Source organism: Martelella mangrovi, from assembly GCF_040545495.1.
Classification (GTDB): domain Bacteria; phylum Pseudomonadota; class Alphaproteobacteria; order Rhizobiales; family Rhizobiaceae; genus Martelella; species Martelella mangrovi.
In genome coordinates this window covers 129284-147454 of record NZ_JBEPLY010000009.1, presented here as the reverse complement: position 1 = coordinate 147454, position 18171 = coordinate 129284, and the positions used below count along the sequence as shown (strand labels likewise).

At 60.9% G+C, this 18171-nt stretch carries 14 protein-coding genes; 1 reads left to right on the top strand and 13 read right to left on the bottom strand.

Going from position 1 to position 18171, the window contains the following annotated elements:
- Positions 1–2: 2 nt before the first annotated feature.
- The 3 genes from ABID12_RS13740 to ABID12_RS13730 all read right to left on the bottom strand — a co-directional run bounded on the left by ABID12_RS13740 (position 3) and on the right by ABID12_RS13730 (position 5703).
- Entirely contained in the window at positions 3–1739 is a 1737-nt protein-coding gene (locus ABID12_RS13740) for a carboxylesterase family protein (RefSeq protein WP_354434689.1), read from the bottom strand.
- A 123-nt stretch (positions 1740–1862) separates the two neighbouring features.
- Positions 1863–4319 carry a beta-glucosidase H gene (locus ABID12_RS13735; protein WP_354434688.1) on the bottom strand — a complete coding sequence of 819 codons (2457 nt, stop codon included), beginning with the start codon at positions 4317–4319 and terminating at the stop codon, positions 1863–1865.
- 94 nt (positions 4320–4413) lie between these two features.
- Entirely contained in the window at positions 4414–5703 is a 1290-nt protein-coding gene (locus ABID12_RS13730; protein ID WP_354434687.1) for an MFS transporter, read from the bottom strand.
- 190 nt (positions 5704–5893) lie between these two features.
- On the opposite strand from ABID12_RS13730, the gene ABID12_RS13725 reads away from it, so the two are divergent.
- Positions 5894–6484: a TetR/AcrR family transcriptional regulator gene (locus tag ABID12_RS13725; protein ID WP_354434686.1), complete on the top strand. Its 591-nt coding sequence runs from the start codon at positions 5894–5896 to the stop codon at positions 6482–6484.
- Positions 6485–6533: 49 nt separating this feature from the next.
- Here ABID12_RS13725 and ABID12_RS13720 read toward each other — a convergent pair whose 3' ends face one another.
- From ABID12_RS13720 to ABID12_RS13675, 10 genes are all read right to left on the bottom strand, one after another.
- Positions 6534–8318 (bottom strand): arylsulfatase, encoded by a 1785-nt coding sequence (locus ABID12_RS13720; protein ID WP_354434685.1) that lies wholly within the window; start codon positions 8316–8318, stop codon positions 6534–6536.
- A 518-nt stretch (positions 8319–8836) separates the two neighbouring features.
- Positions 8837–8959, bottom strand: a complete 123-nt coding sequence (locus tag ABID12_RS13715; RefSeq protein WP_354434684.1) for a hypothetical protein — start codon at positions 8957–8959, stop codon at positions 8837–8839.
- A 5-nt stretch (positions 8960–8964) separates the two neighbouring features.
- Positions 8965–10119, bottom strand: coding sequence for an anaerobic sulfatase maturase (locus ABID12_RS13710; protein WP_354434683.1), 1155 nt, complete (start codon positions 10117–10119; stop codon positions 8965–8967).
- A gap of 160 nt (positions 10120–10279) precedes the next feature.
- Positions 10280–11947, bottom strand: a complete 1668-nt coding sequence (locus ABID12_RS13705) for a hydantoinase B/oxoprolinase family protein (protein WP_354434682.1) — start codon at positions 11945–11947, stop codon at positions 10280–10282.
- Complete coding sequence (locus ABID12_RS13700) at positions 11947–14031, bottom strand: hydantoinase/oxoprolinase family protein (RefSeq protein WP_354434681.1); 2085 nt, start codon at positions 14029–14031, stop codon at positions 11947–11949. The genes ABID12_RS13705 and ABID12_RS13700 overlap by 1 nt, the downstream gene beginning before the upstream one ends.
- The gene (locus ABID12_RS13695) at positions 14028–14522 is read right to left on the bottom strand and encodes a GAF domain-containing protein (RefSeq protein WP_354434680.1); all 495 of its coding nucleotides are present in this window, start codon (positions 14520–14522) and stop codon (positions 14028–14030) included. The genes ABID12_RS13700 and ABID12_RS13695 overlap by 4 nt, the downstream gene beginning before the upstream one ends.
- A complete protein-coding gene (locus ABID12_RS13690) occupies positions 14509–15318 on the bottom strand; it encodes an ABC transporter ATP-binding protein (RefSeq protein WP_354434679.1) in 810 nt (269 codons plus the stop codon). Before ABID12_RS13690 ends, ABID12_RS13695 begins: the two co-directional genes overlap by 14 nt.
- Positions 15315–16205, bottom strand: coding sequence for an ABC transporter ATP-binding protein (locus tag ABID12_RS13685; RefSeq protein ID WP_354434678.1), 891 nt, complete (start codon positions 16203–16205; stop codon positions 15315–15317). The genes ABID12_RS13690 and ABID12_RS13685 overlap by 4 nt, the downstream gene beginning before the upstream one ends.
- Positions 16202–17035 (bottom strand): ABC transporter permease, encoded by an 834-nt coding sequence (locus ABID12_RS13680; RefSeq protein ID WP_354434677.1) that lies wholly within the window; start codon positions 17033–17035, stop codon positions 16202–16204. Before ABID12_RS13680 ends, ABID12_RS13685 begins: the two co-directional genes overlap by 4 nt.
- Positions 17032–18057 carry an ABC transporter permease gene (locus ABID12_RS13675; RefSeq protein WP_354434676.1) on the bottom strand — a complete coding sequence of 342 codons (1026 nt, stop codon included), beginning with the start codon at positions 18055–18057 and terminating at the stop codon, positions 17032–17034. The genes ABID12_RS13680 and ABID12_RS13675 overlap by 4 nt, the downstream gene beginning before the upstream one ends.
- Positions 18058–18171 lie beyond the last annotated feature (114 nt).

The window sequence follows — 18171 nt, the reverse complement described above, 5'->3', positions numbered from 1 at the left end:
TGCTACTCGACGCCGACCCAAGTGTTTTCGTTGTCGTAGTGCCGATCGAGCCCGAAAGAGAACCAGCGACCGTCGAGCACCGTCTCGATCAGATGCTGTTTTGCTTCCGCCGAAATCGTGTCGTCGGCATTCATCGCCTTCAGCACGTCTTCATAGGGCGTCCGTTCGTCCGACATCCGGATATCCGCCTTTTTCATGTCGGCATTCAGGATCAGCTGTGTCGGTCCGCTGTCGGCGTTCTGCCAGGGTTGCCACGCGGTCAGTCCGTCGCCGTTCGGGTCGCCGTCCCACATGAAATTGCGCAGATAGGTTCCGAATTTCGCCGCAAGGTCCTGCGCTCCGGTATTGTCGAAGGCTTCGGGAAACTGCGCGGCAAAGCCCGATGTTCGCTCGGTGGCAAAGGGAATCCAGATGCCATGGAACGACCCGTAAAGATCCGCCATGGTGTCGCCGACGATCTGCGGGTCTTCCCCCCAGGCGAACCGTGTGGTGTAGATCGGCGCATCATAGCGGTCGATCATCTCGCGAGCCGAATCCTGGGCGTTGAAAATCTCGTAGAGCTTGCTGCCGTAGTTTTCGGCAAATCTGTAGCGGGCGTTGAGGTCGCTGTCGTCGATGAGGTCGGTATCGCTGGCGGCGGCGAATTCCGGGTCGAAGCGGGCAAACAGCGAGAATTCCGATGTGCCGGTGGTCATCATCAGCGGAACGGCATTGTAGCTGTCCGTTTCAAACCCTTCCTTCGGCAGCACCACGCCGTCATTGTAGAGATGCGGGAAAACGGCCATGCGGATGCCGGCATTGGTCATCAGTCCGGCCAGGCGATCATTCGGCAGGTCGTAGAGGAAGTCCTTCACCGTCGGGTCCGTGCTCATCAGCCATTGCCGCGCGGTTTCATCATCCGGCTTTATCCCCGCTTCGACCACCAGCGGAGCGATTGCGTCTGCAACCAGACCCGTACTTTCCTCAGTATCTGCCAGCGTCATGCCGCCGCTGAAGGAAATGGCCTTCTGGAATTTGTCGTGAAACAGCGGCGAGATCAGCATTGCCATGACATCGCGCCCGCCTGCGGAAAAACCGGAAACCGTGATGTTATCGGCATTGCCGCCGAAAGCGGCGATATTCGCGTCGATCCAGTCCAGCGCGCGGGCAAGGTCGAGAAGGGTGTAATTGCCCGAATCTTCCTGCGGATTGCCCGTTTTGAGCGCCGGCAGGTTGTTGAAACCGAGCAGGCCGAGCCGGTAGTTGACCGAAACGACCACGGCATCGGCATTGACGGCAAGCTGTTCGAAATCGACAGTGCCGCTGTTGCCGCCCTGATTGTTGCCACCGTGAATATAAAACAGCACCGGCAATCCGGTTTCGTCAGTGTTGGGGCGCCAGATGTCGAGCGTCAGGCAGTCCTCGCTGCCGAGAGCCTTGCCGCCGGTCATCTGCGGGCAGAGCGGGGCGTCTCCGGTGGCGTCCAAAGCGCCCGTCCAGGCCGCCGGTTTTTCCGGCGCTTTCCAGCGCAGGGTGCCCACAGGGGCAGCGGCATAGGGCACGCCGCGCCAGAAAAGCGTTGCGCCGTCATTGGTCTCTGCGCCATCGACTTCGCCATAAAGCGTCTGCTGGGCTACGCCCGCCCGATAGGTGGCATTGGCGGCAAGGGCTGTGGGCGACCAACTGCCAATAAGCGCGGCAACCAGCGCAATACGCCGCAGGCCATTTCGGCCATTTCCGGCCGGATTTCGATAAAGCATGATTTCTCCTCCCGTTCAGCGCCGGCGGGTGGCCGCGCCTTTACGTGTTCCTCACCCCGGATGCCGGATGGTCGTCCGGCCAACGGGGCCTCGCTGCTTCAGCAGAAAGACCCCGTCGCGTTCTCAGGCTTCGATCCAGTCCTTTTCGAGCGTGACGCGTGCCACCGCGCTGACATCGGCCGCATTGCGGGCAATGACGAGCTCATAGACCCCGGCATCCGCGCGGAAGGCCTTGTCCTGCATCGAGAAGTAGCTGAGATCGCGCAGCGTGACGGCAAGCGTGGCCGTGCCGGTCTCGCCGGGCTGAAGCGCGAGCTTGGCGAAGGCCCGCAATTCCTTCAGCGGACGGTCGGCCTTGGGATCGACCGGGCGGACATAAAGCTGGACGACCTCGGAGCCAGCCCGTTCGCCGGTATTGGTCACGTCGACCGCGACGGTCATGCCGTCCTCGCCGATCACCGTTTCCGACAGCTGCGGGGCGGACCATTCGAACGTCGTGTAGGACAGGCCATAACCGAAGGCGAACAGCGTTCCGGCATTCGAACGGTCGAAATGGCGATAGCCGACATTGACGCCCTCGTCATAGCGGACATGGCCGTCCACACCCGGATAGGTGATGGGGTCGCCGGTAAAGGCCGAATTGTCCTCCAGCTTCAGCGGGAAGGTCTGCGGCAGACGTCCGCCGGGTTCCACCTTGCCGAAAAGAACGTCGGCGACGGCGTTTCCGAGTTCCTGCCCCGGATACCAGAACTGCAGCACCGCCCGGACCTTGTCCAGCCACGGCATGAGCACGGGGCCGCCGGTCTGCAGCACGACGATCGTGTTTTCATTGGCGGCGGCGACGCGCGCGATGAGCTCTTCCTGTCGGCCGGGAAGGTCCATGTCCGGCAGGTCAAGACCTTCCGTATCCCATTCGCCCTGGCGACCGGCAAACACGATGGCGATTTCGGCATTGCGTGCGGCCTCTTCGGCCTCCTGAATGGCCGTGTCGTCGAGCACCGGCTCAATGCCGAAACGCATGGCGCGGATATCGATGCCTTCCTGCGTGTCATCCGGCGGGCGATACTCGACGGTGATTTCATAAGCGCGACCGGCTTCCAGCGTCACTTCGGCGCGCCGTTCGTTGTTGCCCAGCCCGAAGAAATTGTCGCCCCGCACCCAGTCCGTGGTGCCGTCGATCTGCTTTTCGCCATCGATAAAGAGATTGGCGAAACCGGCATTTGCCAGGCCGACGACATGCTTTCCGCTCTTTTGCGGGGTGAAGCGCGCTGTGGCGCGCACCGAGAAATTGTCCCAGCTCAGCTCTTCATCAGGAAGATCGAACCAGAAGAACTGGCTCGTTTCGCTGGACGTGACGGCCATCGGCGCGCCTTCCAGGGCGGTGCCCTTGAAGAAGGCAACTTCGATATCGCCCGTGACTTCCTGTAAAAGCCGGTTGTTGGAGCAGCCTTGCGCGTGAATGACGGCGGTGTCTCCCAGAGCGGCTTTCAGCCCGTCGAGGGGGCTGACACGGTAAAGCGCGTTGATCTGGGCGCTGCCGCCGCCCATGATCCGGGCCTCGGCGGCATTCGGGCCGATGGCGGCCACCTTTGCGACCGTTTCGGGGGCAAGCGGCAGGACGCCGTCGTTTTTCAGCAGCACCGCGCCATCGCTGGCGAGACGGCGCAGCAGGGCGCGCAGTTCCGGCGTATCGATCGTGGTTTCGTCCGGAATTTCGGGGTTTTCGAATGCGCCGATCCGCTCGATCAGCCTGAGAATGCGCCGGGCGGACGCCTCGATGACCGCAGCGTCAACCTTGCCGTCGCGGACGGCCTGAACCAGCTTGTCGCCACGATCGCGCGTCGGGCCGGGCATTTCGAGGTCCAGCCCGGCGGTTACCGATTCCACGGTCGTATGCGAGCCGAACCAGTCGGACATGACGATGCCGTCGAAGACCCATTCCTGCCGCAGAACCTGTTTCAGCGACCATTCGTTTTCGCTGGCATAGGTGCCGTTCAGGCGGTTATAGGCGGACATCACCGCCCAGACGCCGGCTTCCTTGACGGCGCGTTCGAACGGCAGAAGGTAAAGCTCCCTGAGCGCCCGTTCGCCGATATCGGAAGACATGGTCTGGCGCTGGTGCTCGGATTCATTGCCGACAAAGTGCTTGATCGTGGCGGCGACGCCCTGTTCCTGAACGCCCTTGACATAACCGACCGCAAGCGAGGCCGTCAGTTCCGGGTCTTCCGAATAGCATTCGAAATTGCGGCCGTTCAGGCCGCTGCGGTCAATATTGACGGTCGGCGCCAGAAGTACGCCGGCCCCCTTCGAACGGGCTTCGGCGGCAAGGGCCGCGCCCATGTCATAGGCCGCGTTAACATTCCAGCTGGCGCCAAGCGAAATGCCGCAGGGAAAGCAGTTCGCCCGGACGCCGCCGACGAGGGAGCCGCCGCCGCGCGCGCCGTTCGGCCCGTCGCTCACCTTGATTTTGGGAACGCCGAGGCGTTCGACGGCATTGGTTGTCCAGAAATCAGCGCCCGAGAGCAGCGAAACCTGCTCTTCAAGGGTCATTTCATCGAGGATTTTGTCGATATCGGTCATCTCAGACCTCCTTTGAAATGCGGGTCGGCTGCCACGGGGCAGCCGCTGGATTTTGGTTCAGCCCGGCTCGCGCAGGCAAGAGGCGCGCCGCCGTTCAGCGAACGCCTTTCACCGGCCAGATGGCCAGCGCGCCGAGAAAAGCTGCGACAGCGGCGAAAGCATAAAGTGCTGGATAGTTGCCGCCCGTTGCGCCGATTGCAAGAAAGAATGGCGCGATTGCCGGGGCGATGGACTGCGGCACGGCATTGGCGATGTTGAGGATGCCCATATTCTTCGCGGCATCGGTTTCCCGGTCCGGCAGGACGTCGACGACGAGCGCCTGATCGACGGCCATGTAAATGCCGAAGGCCAGCGAGGACACGGCAACACCGACGTAGAAGACACCGAGCGTGGTTGCCGAAAGAATGATGACGATGCCGAGCGAATAGCCGATGGCGGAGGCGAGGACGAAAACCTTGCGACGATGCAGGCGATCGGAAAGCCAGCCGCTGATGAAGGACGACGCAATGACCGCGATGGCCGTGATCAGCGTCGAAAGAAACAGCAGGTCGGCAATCCCGGCTGACGGCATGCCCAGATGATCGATCAGGAAGTAAGCCTGATAGGTCATCAGCACCGACATGCCGAGGAACACGAAGAAGCGGGAGAGCCACGCCCAGCTGAAATCGGCGTGCTTGACCGGATTGATCAGGAAGGAACGCCCCAGATCGGCCATGCTCTGATGCTGAAGCTTCGCGGCCTTGTCGGCGTGCGGATCTTCCAGCCCGATCGCGAACCAGAAGATGGCGACGGTGGCCACCAGCGCCGGCGCGATAAAGCCGAGCGGATTGCTGGCGCCGGTCAGCGCGGCGATGCCCGCGCCCATGAGCATGGCGATATAAAGCGCCATGCCCGAAATGGCCGAGACCCGGCCGCGCTGGTGTTCCGGCACCTGATCGGGAACAATGGCGACGACGACGGCGAGCGCGGCATTGTAGGTGGTCTGTGCCAGGCACCACAGCGCGCCGATGACGAACAGGTTTTCCGAAAAGGCGATCCCCGTCACCGCAAGCCCGCCGAGAACGATGCCGGCCAGCATCCACGGGCGACGACGGCCGTAGCGGGACACCGTGCGGTCGGAAAGCCAGCCGAAGATCGGATTGGCGAACAGGGCGAATAGCGCCCCGAGGCCGAGAATGGAGCCGAGCGCAGCGCCCTTGCCCTCAGGCGCAATCGCCTGCACGCGGATGGCCATGGTGACCGTCACCGGCGTCATCAGCGCAATGTAGATGCCGATGATGGCAGCGGCATATTTAACGAAGAAAAGCGTGGAAACGGCTGGAATGCCGTCTTCTTGAGGGGCGGCGTTCGCCGCGGTAAAGCCGGAATCGGCAAGCTCTGTCATGATATCCTCCCAGGACAGGTGACATGCGTTCACATTGCGAAAAACTAGGCCTTTTCGAATAAAAAATCTACCGATTAATAGGTATATTTTTTCGGTGTTGTACATTCCCCGCCTGAAAGCCCATTATGGCGGCGAACGCATGACAGGCGAGTGTAAGTTGAAATACGAAATAGCAAATAAAAACAAAAAGATGTCTAAAAAGGGTGAGCGTCGGCGCGCGGAGGTCATCGCAGCCGCCGTGGAAATCTTCGCCCGTGACGGCTTTAACGGCGCCTCATTTGCGTCGGTCGCCGAGGCTGTCGATCTCACCCTGCCGGGGCTTTTGCACTATTTCCCCAACAAGGTGGACCTGTTGCTGGAGGTCCTGGAATGGCGCGACGACAATTCCGGCATTCCGGCGAACAGCGCCGCAATCGGCTGGCGGGACATGCTGGAGCAATTGCAGTGTCTCAACAGAAAGAACGCCGGCATGCCCGGCGTCGTGCGGGTGTTCTCGATCCTGAACGCCGAGGCGCTGACCGAAAACCACCCGGCTTCCGATTGGTTCGATGAACGGTTTTCCCACATTCGGGATATCATGGCCGGATCATTCGCCCGCGGCATTGCGGCCGGCGAAATTACCACCGGTGTCGATCCGGAAATGATCGCAAACGAGGTGATCGCCTTCATGGACGGCCTGCAGGTGGCCTGGCTGCGTTCGCCGGACAAGGTGGACATGGTGAAATCCTTCGATTCCTACGTCGCCCGGCTGATCCGGTCCATCGAAACCGGGAAGGACTGAACATGGAGCCGGCGCGCTTTGCACGCACCGGCTCTTGTCGTCAGGCGGTTCAGTCGCCGATATTTTCGAAAGCGTCGCCGAAGCCGTTCAGGTTGTAAAGCAGTTCGACGGGATCGGCCAAAGGCGGATTGGCGTATTTCTTCGCTTCCTCCCACCACAGCGCCTTCATTGCTTCCAGCTTTTCGGGGTTTTCCTGCGACAGGTCATGAGATTCCGAGAAGTCTTCGGCAACATTGAAGAGCTGCCACGGATCCTCGTCGAAATCGGTATCGATCCTGTGCATGGCCACAGCCCGCCAGTCGCCGTCGGTGATTGCCCGGTTGCCGCGCATGGTGAAGAACTGGACGCTGCGCGTTGCGGCATCGGAAGACGTGAAGGTTTCCAGAACCGACTTGCCGGCGACCGGTAGCTGTTCGACACCGTCGACGGATGCCGAGAAGCCGCCGCCGGCAACGGCCAGAATGGTCGGCGCCAGATCGATGACATTGACATATTGAGAGCGGACTGCACCCGCGTCCTCGATATGATCGGGCCAGGAGACGATCATTGGCGTGCGCACGCCGCCGGCATAGGGCCACAGCTTGTAGCGCCTGAACGGCGTATCGCCGGCATAGGCCCAGGGACGCGGATAGAGCATGTAGGTCGAGGGGCTGCCGGCCTCGTCGAGATGGGCATCCATCTCCGCCACCGTGGTCTTGTCCAGATAGGGCGTGAAGAACCCGCCATTCGCACCGCCTTCGGAGGCCGCGCCGTTGTCGGTGATCAGCATGATCAGCGTATTGTCGTACTGGCCGGTTTCCTTCAGGTAATCGACCAGTCGGCCGATCTGTTCATCGGTATGGGTCATGAACCCGGCATAGGTCTCCATGAAGCGGGCGAAAACGCGCTTGTGCTGGTCGTCGAGCGTGTCCCAGGCGGCGTCGCCAACCTCGCGCGGCGGCAGAACCGTATTGTCGGGAATGATGCCGATGTCCTTCTGTCGCGCGAAACGCGCCTTGCGGATCTCGTCCCAGCCCTTGTCATAGGCGCCGCGATAGGCATCGATATAGGCTTCGGGCACGTGATAAGGCGAGTGGGTGGCGCCAAGGGCGAGATAGACGAATTTCGGCTTGTCGGTCTTGTCCGGCTGCATCGCGTCGATGGCATGGTCCACCAGATCGACCGAGAGGTGATAATCCGGGTTGTCCGGCGTCGGCAGCACCGTGTTGTTTTCGACCAGATCCGGGTGATACTGGTCCGTGTGGCCGCTGAGGAAGCCATAGAAATAGTCGAACCCGCGCTGCCGCGGCCAGGAGAGCCTGTTGCGCGCGTCATCGTCGCTATATGTCGGGCAGAGGTGCCATTTTCCGAGGGCAAACGTGGCATAACCGGTCTTCTGCAGCGCTGCGGCGACCGTTTCGGCATTGAGCGGCAACTCGCCGGAATGGGCGTTGAGGCTGTCGATCGGCGGCGCCTCTCCCTTGCCCGGCAGATCGTCCATGTTGACCGTTTGCGGGTTGCGGCCGGTCATCAGCGCCGCGCGCGTCGGCGAGCAGATGGCGCAGGTATCGAAGCGGTTGTAACGCAGGCCGCCGGTCGCGAGTTCATCGATATGCGGTGTCTTGATCTCCGAACCATAAGCGCCGATATCGGAAAAACCGGCATCGTCGATGACAACCATGACGATGTTCGGCTGCTTGCCGTCCGCGCTCTGGGCAAAGGCCCGCGACGAGCCGATCAGCGAGGCCGCCGCGCCGGCGCCCATCAGCTTGACGACATCGCGCCGCGTCGGGCTCCAGCCGCTGGCGGTGTGCGGCGCGCCGTAGACGTTTGAAAGATAGTCTTTAGGTAGCATGTATAGCCTCCCGCATTGGATAGGATGCTCCGGCAATGCCGCCGGAGTGTGATGTGTTCGGGTTCATGTCCCTGAGAGGCCGGCGGCCTGAAACCGGGCAATATCGCCATCGACGATACAGGGCCGCCCGCTGGACCGACCCGGCGTTGGCAGACCCGCAATTCGGGTTCGCATGGCCTTCAGACATCGGGGAATGTGCAATGGGAAAGTTTTCATCCTGTGCCGGGAAACTCCTCCACTCCCTGAAACGGCCAGACCCTCAATAACAGCAGAGACGGCACGACCGGATCGTTTGTCGTTCATGAAATCTACCGATCACTAGGTATTATTTTTCCGATAATGTGTCGGCGTCAAGTCGAATCTGGCGCATGGTGGCAGCATCAGCCACGATGGAAGCGTCGTGTGGACGGTGAAACATGCCTGCCGCCAGGCGACGGCGGGCGGCGCAAGTGTCTGCAAACAGCTGGCCGGCGGGGCTGCTTTGTTTCAAAGCGGAAAGATCGTGCGCAGACGCAACGTCAATTCGTTGCGGGCTGGCCTTGCTTTGGGGTGGGACTGGCCTTGCCCTGCCGCGCGGCGATATCGGCGGCGACCAGCATGATGTTTGCCGGGGCCCGGCCGATGCGTATCTGTTCGGCCATATAATTCATATAGGGGCCATATGCGCATACATGGCCTTGTAACCGGCGCACAGATGGTTGTGCCAGCGCTTGCCGTCCCGGTGGATGCGGTGCTTGGGACAGCCACCATGACAGGTGAAACGCCAGTCGCAGGTCACGCAGGCCTGGGGCAGATGCGTTTTCGTCAGCCCGAAGGCATGCTGTTTCCTGCCGTCGACCAGGCTGGCGAGATTGTCCTTGCGGATATTGCCGAGCTTGTGTTCGGGGTAGACATAGTGATCGCAGGAATAGATGTCGCCGTTCTGTTCGATGATCAGGTTCCGGCCGCAGCGCTGCTGCATCACGCACAGCGCCGGTCCATCGCCGGCAAAGGCCGCCAGCGTGCTGTCGAAGGTCTGGACATAGACCTTGCCGACGTCGCTTTTGACCCATTCATCGAATATGCCGATGATGAAACGGCCGTAATCCTCGCCGGAAACGGACCAGTCTGTGACTGCCGCAGTGGCTTCACGCGATTGCGGATAGAGCAGTTCGCCTGCCGTTTCGCCGCTGTGTCGCTGCTCGACGGCGGGTATGAACTGCAGGAACTGTGCGCCCAGTTCGCGGGTCAGATAGCGGTAGACTTCGACGGGGTGTTGCGCCGTGGTCGCGTTGACGACCGACAGGATATTGTATTCGACATCGTGTTTCTTCAGGAGCTCGAGGCCCTTGCGAACCTTGTCGAAAACCGATTTGCCGTTGCGCGCCTTGCGATGCGCATCGTGCAGTTGGGGCGGTCCGTCGATCGACAGACCGATGAGGAAGTTGTTTTCGACGAGAAAGGTGGCCCAGGCGTCATCAATCAGCAGGCCGTTGGTCTGCATGGCATTGCGGATGGTCTTGCCGTTGGCATGTTTCTTCTGCAGGTCCAGCGCGCGTTTGTAGAAGTCCAGCCCTGCCATGGTCGGTTCGCCGCCTTGCCAGGCAAATTCCACTTCCGGCATCGGACTGGCGGCAATGTAGTTACGCACATAGGCTTCAAGCGTCGCGTCATCCATGTGACGCGCGTATCTTGTCCGCTTGAGGGTGCCGGTCTCCTTTTCGAGATAGAAGCAGTAATCGCAGGCGATATTGCACTGATATCCCGTCGGCTTGGCCATCAGGTGAAACGGTTGCCGTGCTGCGGCGCGGGCTACGGACATGGGGGCCTCCGTTTTTTCAGGCCATAATTCTACCGATCAGTAGATTTTTCAAGCTCTTCTGTTAAGGCATTGAAAATAAAACGGCAGGACCCGGGCGATACTGACTGATCGCCCGGGTCCTGCCGGATCGGTCCACATTCCGGACCGCTTTCAGCAAGCTTCAGCCTTCATCCCGGAGGCCGAAGATTTCGGCCGCCCGTTCGGGCGTGAGGAAGCCGTTCTTGATGTCGGCCTTCACCTTGGCCGGATCGCGTTTCTTCGGATCGCCATAACCGCCACCCGCACCCGTGATAATGCGGATGACATCGTCCTTGTCGACGCGCAGGCCGGAGACGAAGGCATAGCGTTCTTCACCGCCATCCTTGCGGCGGATTAGGGCATAGTTGTTGGAACCCTCATTGCCGCCTTCAAGCGCCCACGGTCGTATTTTCGCCCGCGTGTAGCCGATCGTCACGAAGCTGTCGTCGCGACGGATGCGATAATCGAGCATGATGCCGCGCCCGCCGCAGAACTCGCCTTCGCCGCCGTCTTCGAGGTTCAGCGCCATGCGGTCGATGATCAGGCCGTTGCGGGCCTCGGAGATTTCGGCCGGGCAGTTGAAGGTCTCGCCGTGCACGGCGGAGAAGATGGCGCTGTTGCCATCGGCGCCGCGTTCAGCGCCCCACCCGCCGATTTGCGGTTCGATGATGGTGTATTGCCGACCGGTATCGGGATGAATGCCGCCGATGAAGGTTCCGGCAATCGAGGCGAAGTGACCGGCCGGGATTGCACCCTTCATATGCGGCGCAAGGCAACGGCAGATCAGATCGTAAACCCGGATGCCGACCTCATAATAGAAACCGACCGCCGCCGGTTCCTTCGCATGAAACACCGTGCCCTCGCGGGTCAGAAGCTTCACCGGGCGGAATGTGCCCTCATTGGCCTTCAGGGCCGGGTCCGTCAGAGACTTGAAGGCAACCTGGGTGGAGACCAGCGTGTCATCGAAGCTGGCGTTGAACGGCCCGTCGCTCTGTTCCGGGTTATCACGAAGATCAACGACGAATTCATCGTCGCTGATCGTCAGCTTGACGTTGAAAAACCGGCCGTCATCCTGCTCCTCGGTCAGTTCGAACGTTCCCTTGGGCAGTTTGGCGATCTCGGTCAGCGACATCTGCTCGCCGACGGTGATGAAGTTCTCGACCGCTGTCTGAAAGGTTTCGACACCGTATTTCGTGGCAAGCTCGGAAAGCCGCTTCGCGCCGATCCTGACGGAAGCAATCGCCGCCCACAGGTCGCCCTCGATGAAATCGGGCATGCGCGAATTGACGGTGATGATCTCGAAAACCGGCCTGACCGGCTCACCCTTCGAAATCAGCTTGATGGCCGGTAGTCGCAGGCCCTCCTGAAAGATTTCCCTGGCGTCGGCCGAAAGCGAACCGGGAGCAATGCCGCCGATATCCGAGTTATGGGCGATATTGGCCGTCCAGGCGATCAGCGTTCCGTCGACAAAGACCGGCATGGCAACGATCAGGTCGTTGAGGTGGGTGACGCCGCCATAATAGGGATCGTTGGTGATGAAGACATCGCCGGGTTCGATTTCGCCGGGTTTCGAGAACTTCTCCGCCAGCACCTTGACCGATTTGTCGAGCACACCGACAAAGCCGGGAATGCCGGCGCCCGAGCTTGCCAGCTGTCCCTTGGCATCAAGCACGCCGGTACCCATGTCGAGCACTTCGTAGATAATCGAACTCATGGCCGTCTTGCGCATCGCCGCAAACATTTCGTCGGCGGCGGCCTGAAGAGAATTCTGGATAATTTCCAGCGTGATCGGGTCGTTGACTGTCGTCATCATGCCTCTCCTTCGGCGCCGAGCGCAATCTGGATATTGCCGAAGCCATCGATCTCGACGTGATTGCCGGGATGGATGACCACTGTCGTGCCGGGATCTTCGATCACTGCCGGCCCGCTGAAGGTCATGCCGGGTTCCAGCTTTTCGCCATCATAGATATCGGCCTCATGCACGCCCTCAAGGGCGTAATCGACCTTGCGTCTGCCTTTGAGTGCTGCTGCAGCCGGTGTTCCCGTTGCGGGCTTTTCCTGCATCTGCAATTTGCCGACCTCTGCCGAGGCGACCAGATGAATGCCGACCAGTTCCACCGGTGCATCGAGGCGATAGGTGTATTCCTGCTCATAGGCGGCATGGAACGCCTCGGTGATTTCGGCAATGCCTTCCGTGGTGATCTCGCCCTCGATCAGAACTTCGGTCGTGTGTTCCTGGTTCTGATAGCGGAACTTGCCGTACCGCTGGAACCTGACACGGTCTGCGTCGATCTTCTCGGCGGCAAACTGGGCAAACGCCAGCTTTTCGCTTTCCTCGAACAGGGCGGTGATTTCCCGTGCCGCATCGCTCTTCAGGTCGACAAGATGGGTGACGAAATAGTCTCGCCTGAGGTCCGACATCATCATGCCCCAGGCAGAGAACACCGAAGCGCCTGCCGGGATCACGACCTTTTTCGCGCCGAGTTCGGCGCCAAGCGCTGCCGCGTGCATGGCGCCGCCACCGCCAAAGGCAACGAGGGTAAAGTCGCGCGGATCGTGGCCACGGTTGAGCGAAACCAGCTTCAGCGCGTTGACCATGTTGTTATTGGCGATGCGAACGATACCGCGCGCCGCCTCGTCAAGGCTGATCCCGAGTTTTCCGCCCACTTCTGCGAGCGCGGTTTCCACCGCCGCCATGTCGGCCTCCACCGAACCGCCGCAGAAATAATCGCGGTTGATACGGCCAAGCCAGAGATTGGCATCTGTGGTGGTGGCCTGCTGGCCGCCACGGCCATAGGCGGCAGGCCCCGGCATGGCGCCTGCCGATTGCGGGCCGACATGCAGCTTGGCGAATTCATCGACCCAGGCGATCGAACCGCCGCCATTGCCGATTTCCACCAGATCGACCACCGGCACCATGATCGGATAACCGGCCGAGGACTGATCGCGCTCGATCCAGTAATCGGTCATGATCTTTACATCACCGTTCTCGATCAGTGCGCATTTGGCGGTCGTGCCGCCGATATCGAGCGCCAGCACATTGGGCTCGCCGATCAGCCGCCCGAGTTCTGCAGCACCCCAGAAGCCGGAGGCCGGACCGCTTTCAACCATGGTGATCGGGATTCTGGAGACGGATTCCAGCGTATCGACGCCGCAATTCGACTGCATGATGTAGAGGCTGCCGTCGAAGCCCTGCGCGGTCAGCCCGTCGGAAAGGCGGGACAGATACCGTTCGGCAGCAGGCTGGACATAGGCGGAAAGCACGGCCGTGTTGGTGCGCTCGTATTCGCGCCATTCACGGGTGATCTGGTGCGAGGAGACCGCCGCAACCTCGGGCCACAGCCGCCTGACCTCCTCAAGTGCGGCCAGTTCATGCGCCGGATTGGCATAGGAATGCAGGAACGAGATCGCAACCGCTTCCACGCCTTCGGCCCGGAAGGCATCGAGGATGGCGGGCAGGCCGGAAAGATCGAGCGGCCTGACCTCTTCGCCGTGATAGTCCATGCGCCCCGGCACTTCGAAACGCAGATAGCGCGGTACGAAGGGCGCGGGCTTGCGATAGTGCAGATTGAAGAAATCCGGACGGTTGCCACGGGCGATTTCCAGCGTATCGCGAAAACCTTCGGTGGTGATCAGGCCGACCTTGACGCCCTTGCGTTCGGTCAGGGCGTTGATGACGACGGTGGTGCCGTGGGCAAGAAAATCGACGGCAGAGGCATCGACATTGCCCTTTTTCATGACATTGAGCACGCCCTCCTCGAAATTCGGCGGCGTCGTGTCGGATTTTGCCGTGGTGATCGTCTGTTCGCCGGTTTCAATATCCGTTTCGAAGCAGACGAGATCGGTAAATGTGCCGCCGACATCGGTGGCGACGCGAATGGTTTTCCTGCTCATGGCCGCTCTCCCCTGCCCCGTTCGTGCAGCAACATGCAGATGGCGCCCGGCAGTTTCAGTGCCTCGGCAGCCGCGATGCGCTCCTGCGTATAAAATCCCGTCTCATGCAGGCAGTTGATCGTGCCGATGACCTGGCCGCCCACGGTGACGGGAACATTGATGACGGACTGGCATCCCAGTTCGTTGATCAGCCGGTGGTCGTCAAACACCTCGGCGATGCCTTCAATCGTGTTCGCGACGAAAGTCTCGCGGCGTTTCAGCGCCACGTCCGACCAGTAGGTGTCGTTATAAGGCTTGGTTCCCGAAACCGGATAGGCTTCTGGCATGTTGGAATAGATCCGTTCGGAATTGCGGGCTTTCGTATCGGCCGTCATCAGCGTGAACAGTTTCACGCCGACCAGTTCCTTGGTCAGAGCTTCCAGCGCTTTGCAGGCGGCCTCCGGGCCGTCGGCGACGGCGGCGGTAAAAGCGCTGTAGTCAGGACTTGTCATCAATGCTCTCCATTATCTGCCGGCGAAGCACCATCTCGTCTTCGCCGACCACAGGCACGGCCGAAATCAGCCGTCGGGTATAATCATGTCCGGGATTGGCGAAGATCGCCTCGGTCGTATCGACCTCTAGCAGCCGTCCTTTCTCGAAAACGGCCATGCGATCGGCGATATTGCGGGCAACCGCCAGATCGTGGGTGATAAAGATGTAGGTGAGATTGCGGGTCTTCCGCAGCGCATTGAGCAGTTTCAGCACCCGCGCCTGAACCAGAACGTCAAGCGCCGACGTCGGCTCATCCAGCACCAGAAGCTCCGGCTCGCAGGCAAGCGCACGGGCAATCGCCACGCGCTGGCGCTGGCCGCCCGAAAGGCTGGAGGGCGAGCGCGCTGCGAAATCCGCCGGCAGCCCCACCTCTTCCAGCAATTGTGCCACCCGCGCCCTGCGCCCGGCTTTCGGGCCGATATCGTGGATATCGAGCGGCAGGCGCAGCGACGCGCCGATGGACCGGCGCGGATTGAGCGCGGAAAGCGGGTTCTGCTGCACCAGCTGGATCGTGCGGCGCAGCGTGCGGTCGCGCTTGTCCGGCAGCTCGTGGCCGTTGAAGATGATCCCGCCATCGCTGGCGTCGTGAATGCCGAGAATGATGTTGGCGATGGTGGATTTTCCCGAACCGCTCTCGCCGACCACGGCAAGGCATTCGCCCTTCTCCACATCGAAACTCACATGATCGAGCGCGCGGATGGTTCTGGTTCCGGCGGTGAAATCCTTGGAAACGTTGAAGACGGAAAGCTGTTTCATTTCAAAAGCTCCCCTTCGCTATAGCCTTCATGGGCAATGAGAGGCGCGTGAAACCCGTCCATATCTTCGGGAAGATCGGGAATGCCGCCGCCGGAAATACGCGGAACGGCGGAAAGCAGCGCCCGCGTATAGGGGTGGCGCGGATCGGCAAACAGGTCAGCCGTCGGCCCCTGCTCGACGATATTGCCCTTGTAGATGACGTAGACCCGATCGGCGAATTCGCGCACCACGCCGAGATTGTGGGAGATGAACAGAACCGAAGTGCCATGTTTTGCAACAAGCGCGGACATCAGCTTCAGCGTCTGGGCCTGCACGGTGACATCGAGCGCGGTGCCCGGTTCATCGGCCAGCAGCAGCGCCGGATTGTTGGCAAGCGCCATGGCGATCACGACGCGCTGGTTCATGCCGCCGGACAGCTGGAAGGCATAGGAATCCAGCACGCGTTCCGGGTCGTGAATGGCAACATCATCCAGGGCCGCAATCGCATTCTTGCGTGCATCCGCCGCGGTAATCCGGCGGTCGCGGCGCTTCAGCACCTCGAAAAACTGCTGCCCGATGGGATAGACCGGATTGAGCGAGGAGGTCGGGTCCTGAAAGATCATCGACATGCGCGTGCCGCGCAGGGCGTGACGCTTCTTCACGCTCATGGCATTGATATCCTCGCCCTCGAAAATCACATCGCCCGAGACCCGGGTTGCGGCAAGTTCCTGCAACATGCCGAGGACGATGCGCGCGGTGACAGATTTTCCCGAGCCGCTTTCCCCGACAAGGGCGACACGCTCGCCCTTGCGAATGTGCAGCGAAATACCGTGCAGGACTTCGTTTGCGCCGGACCACGAACGGAAAGCGAGCTTCAGGTCGGTAAGCTTCAGCGTCAGGTCGTTCATTCGCCCACTCCCAGAATTTCACGCAGCGCGTCGCCGATGAGGTTGAAACCGAAGACGACAACGAGGATGGCAAGGCCGGGAAAAACGGTCAGCCACCAGCTGTCCGGCAGGTAACGCGCGCCTTCGGCGACCATCGAGCCGAGATCCGGTGTCGGCGGCTGTACGCCAAGGCCGAGGAAGGACAGCGACGAGGCGATCAGGATGACGAAGCCGAAATCGAGCGTCATTTTGGTCAGGATGGACGGCACGCAATTGGGCAGGATCTCGCGGAACATGATGTGTATTTTCGATGCACCCAGCACTTCGGCCGCCAGCACATAGCCTTCCTGCCGCTCCGAGCGGGTGATGTTGTAGATCAGTCGCGTGTACCAGGGCCACCACATCACGGTGACAGCGATCATACCGTTCATCAGCGTCGGCTTCAAAAGCCCCATCACCGACATCGCCAGCACCAGCGGCGGGATCGACAGGAACACGTCGGTAATCCGCATCAGGATGAATTCGGTCTTGCGGCCGAGATAACCGGCGGCAAGGCCCATCGACACGCCGACGGGAACGGAAATCGCCAGCACGACAACGCCGAGGATCAGGGAGACGCGATAGGCATAGATAACCCGCGTAAAGAGATCGCGGCCGACCAGATCCGTGCCGAACCAGTGTTCGGCGCTTGGCGGCTTGTTGAAGTTGTCGAAATCGACAATCGCGCCGCGATGATCGGGATACGGCGTGATCACATCGGCAAAGATGGCCGAAAGCACGACAAGACCGACAAGGATGATGCCTGCAAGCGACATCGGATTGCGGGTGAGGATGAAAAAAGCGCGCTTCATGTCCGGCCCTCCGCAAGGCGAATGCGTGGGTTGACGAAGGACACCATGAGATCGACGACGATATTGACGATCAGGAACATGGCGGCGATCACCAGAACCGTGCCGATGATGCCGTTCAGATCCTTGCGCAGGATCACGGCGACCCCGTAGCGCGACAGGCCCGGCCAGGCGAAAACCGTTTCGATCAGGAAGGCGTTGCCGAGCATCGAAGCGAAGTCGAGGCCGATCACGGTCAGCGACGGGATCATCGATGGGCGAAGCGCATATTTGCGGGCGATCTTCCTTTCGGGAAAACCATAGGCTTCCGCCATTTCGATATAGGGTTTGCCATAGGTCTCGACCATATTGGCGCGGATCAACCGGGCCGTCTGACCGATCCCGGCAAGCGCCAGCGCGAAGGCCGGCAGGATGACATGCCAGAGGGCATTGCCGAAGGCTGAAAAATTGCCGGCGATCAGCGTGTCGATCAGCAGAAAGCCGGAGGCTGAGGGAATGTCGTAGCTGTCGGAAATGCGCCCCGCGATCGGGAAGATCGGGAGGAAATAGGCAAACACCAGCATCAGCACCACGGCCCAGACAAAGCCCGGTGCGGAAACCGTCAGAAGCGAAATGATCCGGGTCAGATGATCGAGAAACCGGCCACGGTGACGGGCGGCCATGATACCGAGTGGCAGGCCGAAGCCGACCATCATGATGCCGGCAACGATCACAAGCTCCAGCGTGGCGGGCAGAAACTGGGCGATATCCCTGATCACCGGACGGTTGGTATAAAGCGAAATGCCGAGATCGCCGTGGAAAAGACCGCCGAGAAAATAGCCATATTGCGTCAGGAAGCTGTCATCGAGATGAAGCTGGGCACGCAAGGCGGCAACGGCAGCCGGGGTCGCGTTCGGACCCAGCGCGATACGGGCCGGATCGCCGGGGATGACCCGCGCGATGGCGAATATGAGAAAGGAAACCCCCACGAGGACGATGAGGGAAATTCCTATCCGCTGGAGAAGCAGGCGGACAATCGGAGTCATGCTTTATTGGCTTTCCCATCCGGCGCTTCTGTCCCGAAACGCTTTCGTGCTTGTTTCGGCCTCCACAAACCGGAACGGTGCGTGGAGGCCGGGTCCCGCCGGGGCGCACCCGCC

Bases quoted from the DNA above. Each gene is read 5' to 3' on its own strand.
- ABID12_RS13740 (WP_354434689.1), bottom strand. From the start codon at position 1,739: ATGCTTTATCGAAATCCGGCCGGAAATGGCCGAAATGGCCTGCGGCGT.
- ABID12_RS13735 (WP_354434688.1), bottom strand. From the start codon at position 4,319: ATGACCGATATCGACAAAATCCTCGATGAAATGACCCTTGAAGAGCAG.
- ABID12_RS13730 (WP_354434687.1), bottom strand. From the start codon at position 5,703: ATGACAGAGCTTGCCGATTCCGGCTTTACCGCGGCGAACGCCGCCCCT.
- ABID12_RS13725 (WP_354434686.1), top strand. From the start codon at position 5,894: ATGTCTAAAAAGGGTGAGCGTCGGCGCGCGGAGGTCATCGCAGCCGCC.
- ABID12_RS13720 (WP_354434685.1), bottom strand. From the start codon at position 8,318: ATGCTACCTAAAGACTATCTTTCAAACGTCTACGGCGCGCCGCACACC.
- ABID12_RS13715 (WP_354434684.1), bottom strand. From the start codon at position 8,959: ATGGCCGAACAGATACGCATCGGCCGGGCCCCGGCAAACATCATGCTG.
- ABID12_RS13710 (WP_354434683.1), bottom strand. From the start codon at position 10,119: ATGTCCGTAGCCCGCGCCGCAGCACGGCAACCGTTTCACCTGATGGCC.
- ABID12_RS13705 (WP_354434682.1), bottom strand. From the start codon at position 11,947: ATGACGACAGTCAACGACCCGATCACGCTGGAAATTATCCAGAATTCT.
- ABID12_RS13700 (WP_354434681.1), bottom strand. From the start codon at position 14,031: ATGAGCAGGAAAACCATTCGCGTCGCCACCGATGTCGGCGGCACATTT.
- ABID12_RS13695 (WP_354434680.1), bottom strand. From the start codon at position 14,522: ATGACAAGTCCTGACTACAGCGCTTTTACCGCCGCCGTCGCCGACGGC.
- ABID12_RS13690 (WP_354434679.1), bottom strand. From the start codon at position 15,318: ATGAAACAGCTTTCCGTCTTCAACGTTTCCAAGGATTTCACCGCCGGA.
- ABID12_RS13685 (WP_354434678.1), bottom strand. From the start codon at position 16,205: ATGAACGACCTGACGCTGAAGCTTACCGACCTGAAGCTCGCTTTCCGT.
- ABID12_RS13680 (WP_354434677.1), bottom strand. From the start codon at position 17,035: ATGAAGCGCGCTTTTTTCATCCTCACCCGCAATCCGATGTCGCTTGCA.
- ABID12_RS13675 (WP_354434676.1), bottom strand. From the start codon at position 18,057: ATGACTCCGATTGTCCGCCTGCTTCTCCAGCGGATAGGAATTTCCCTC.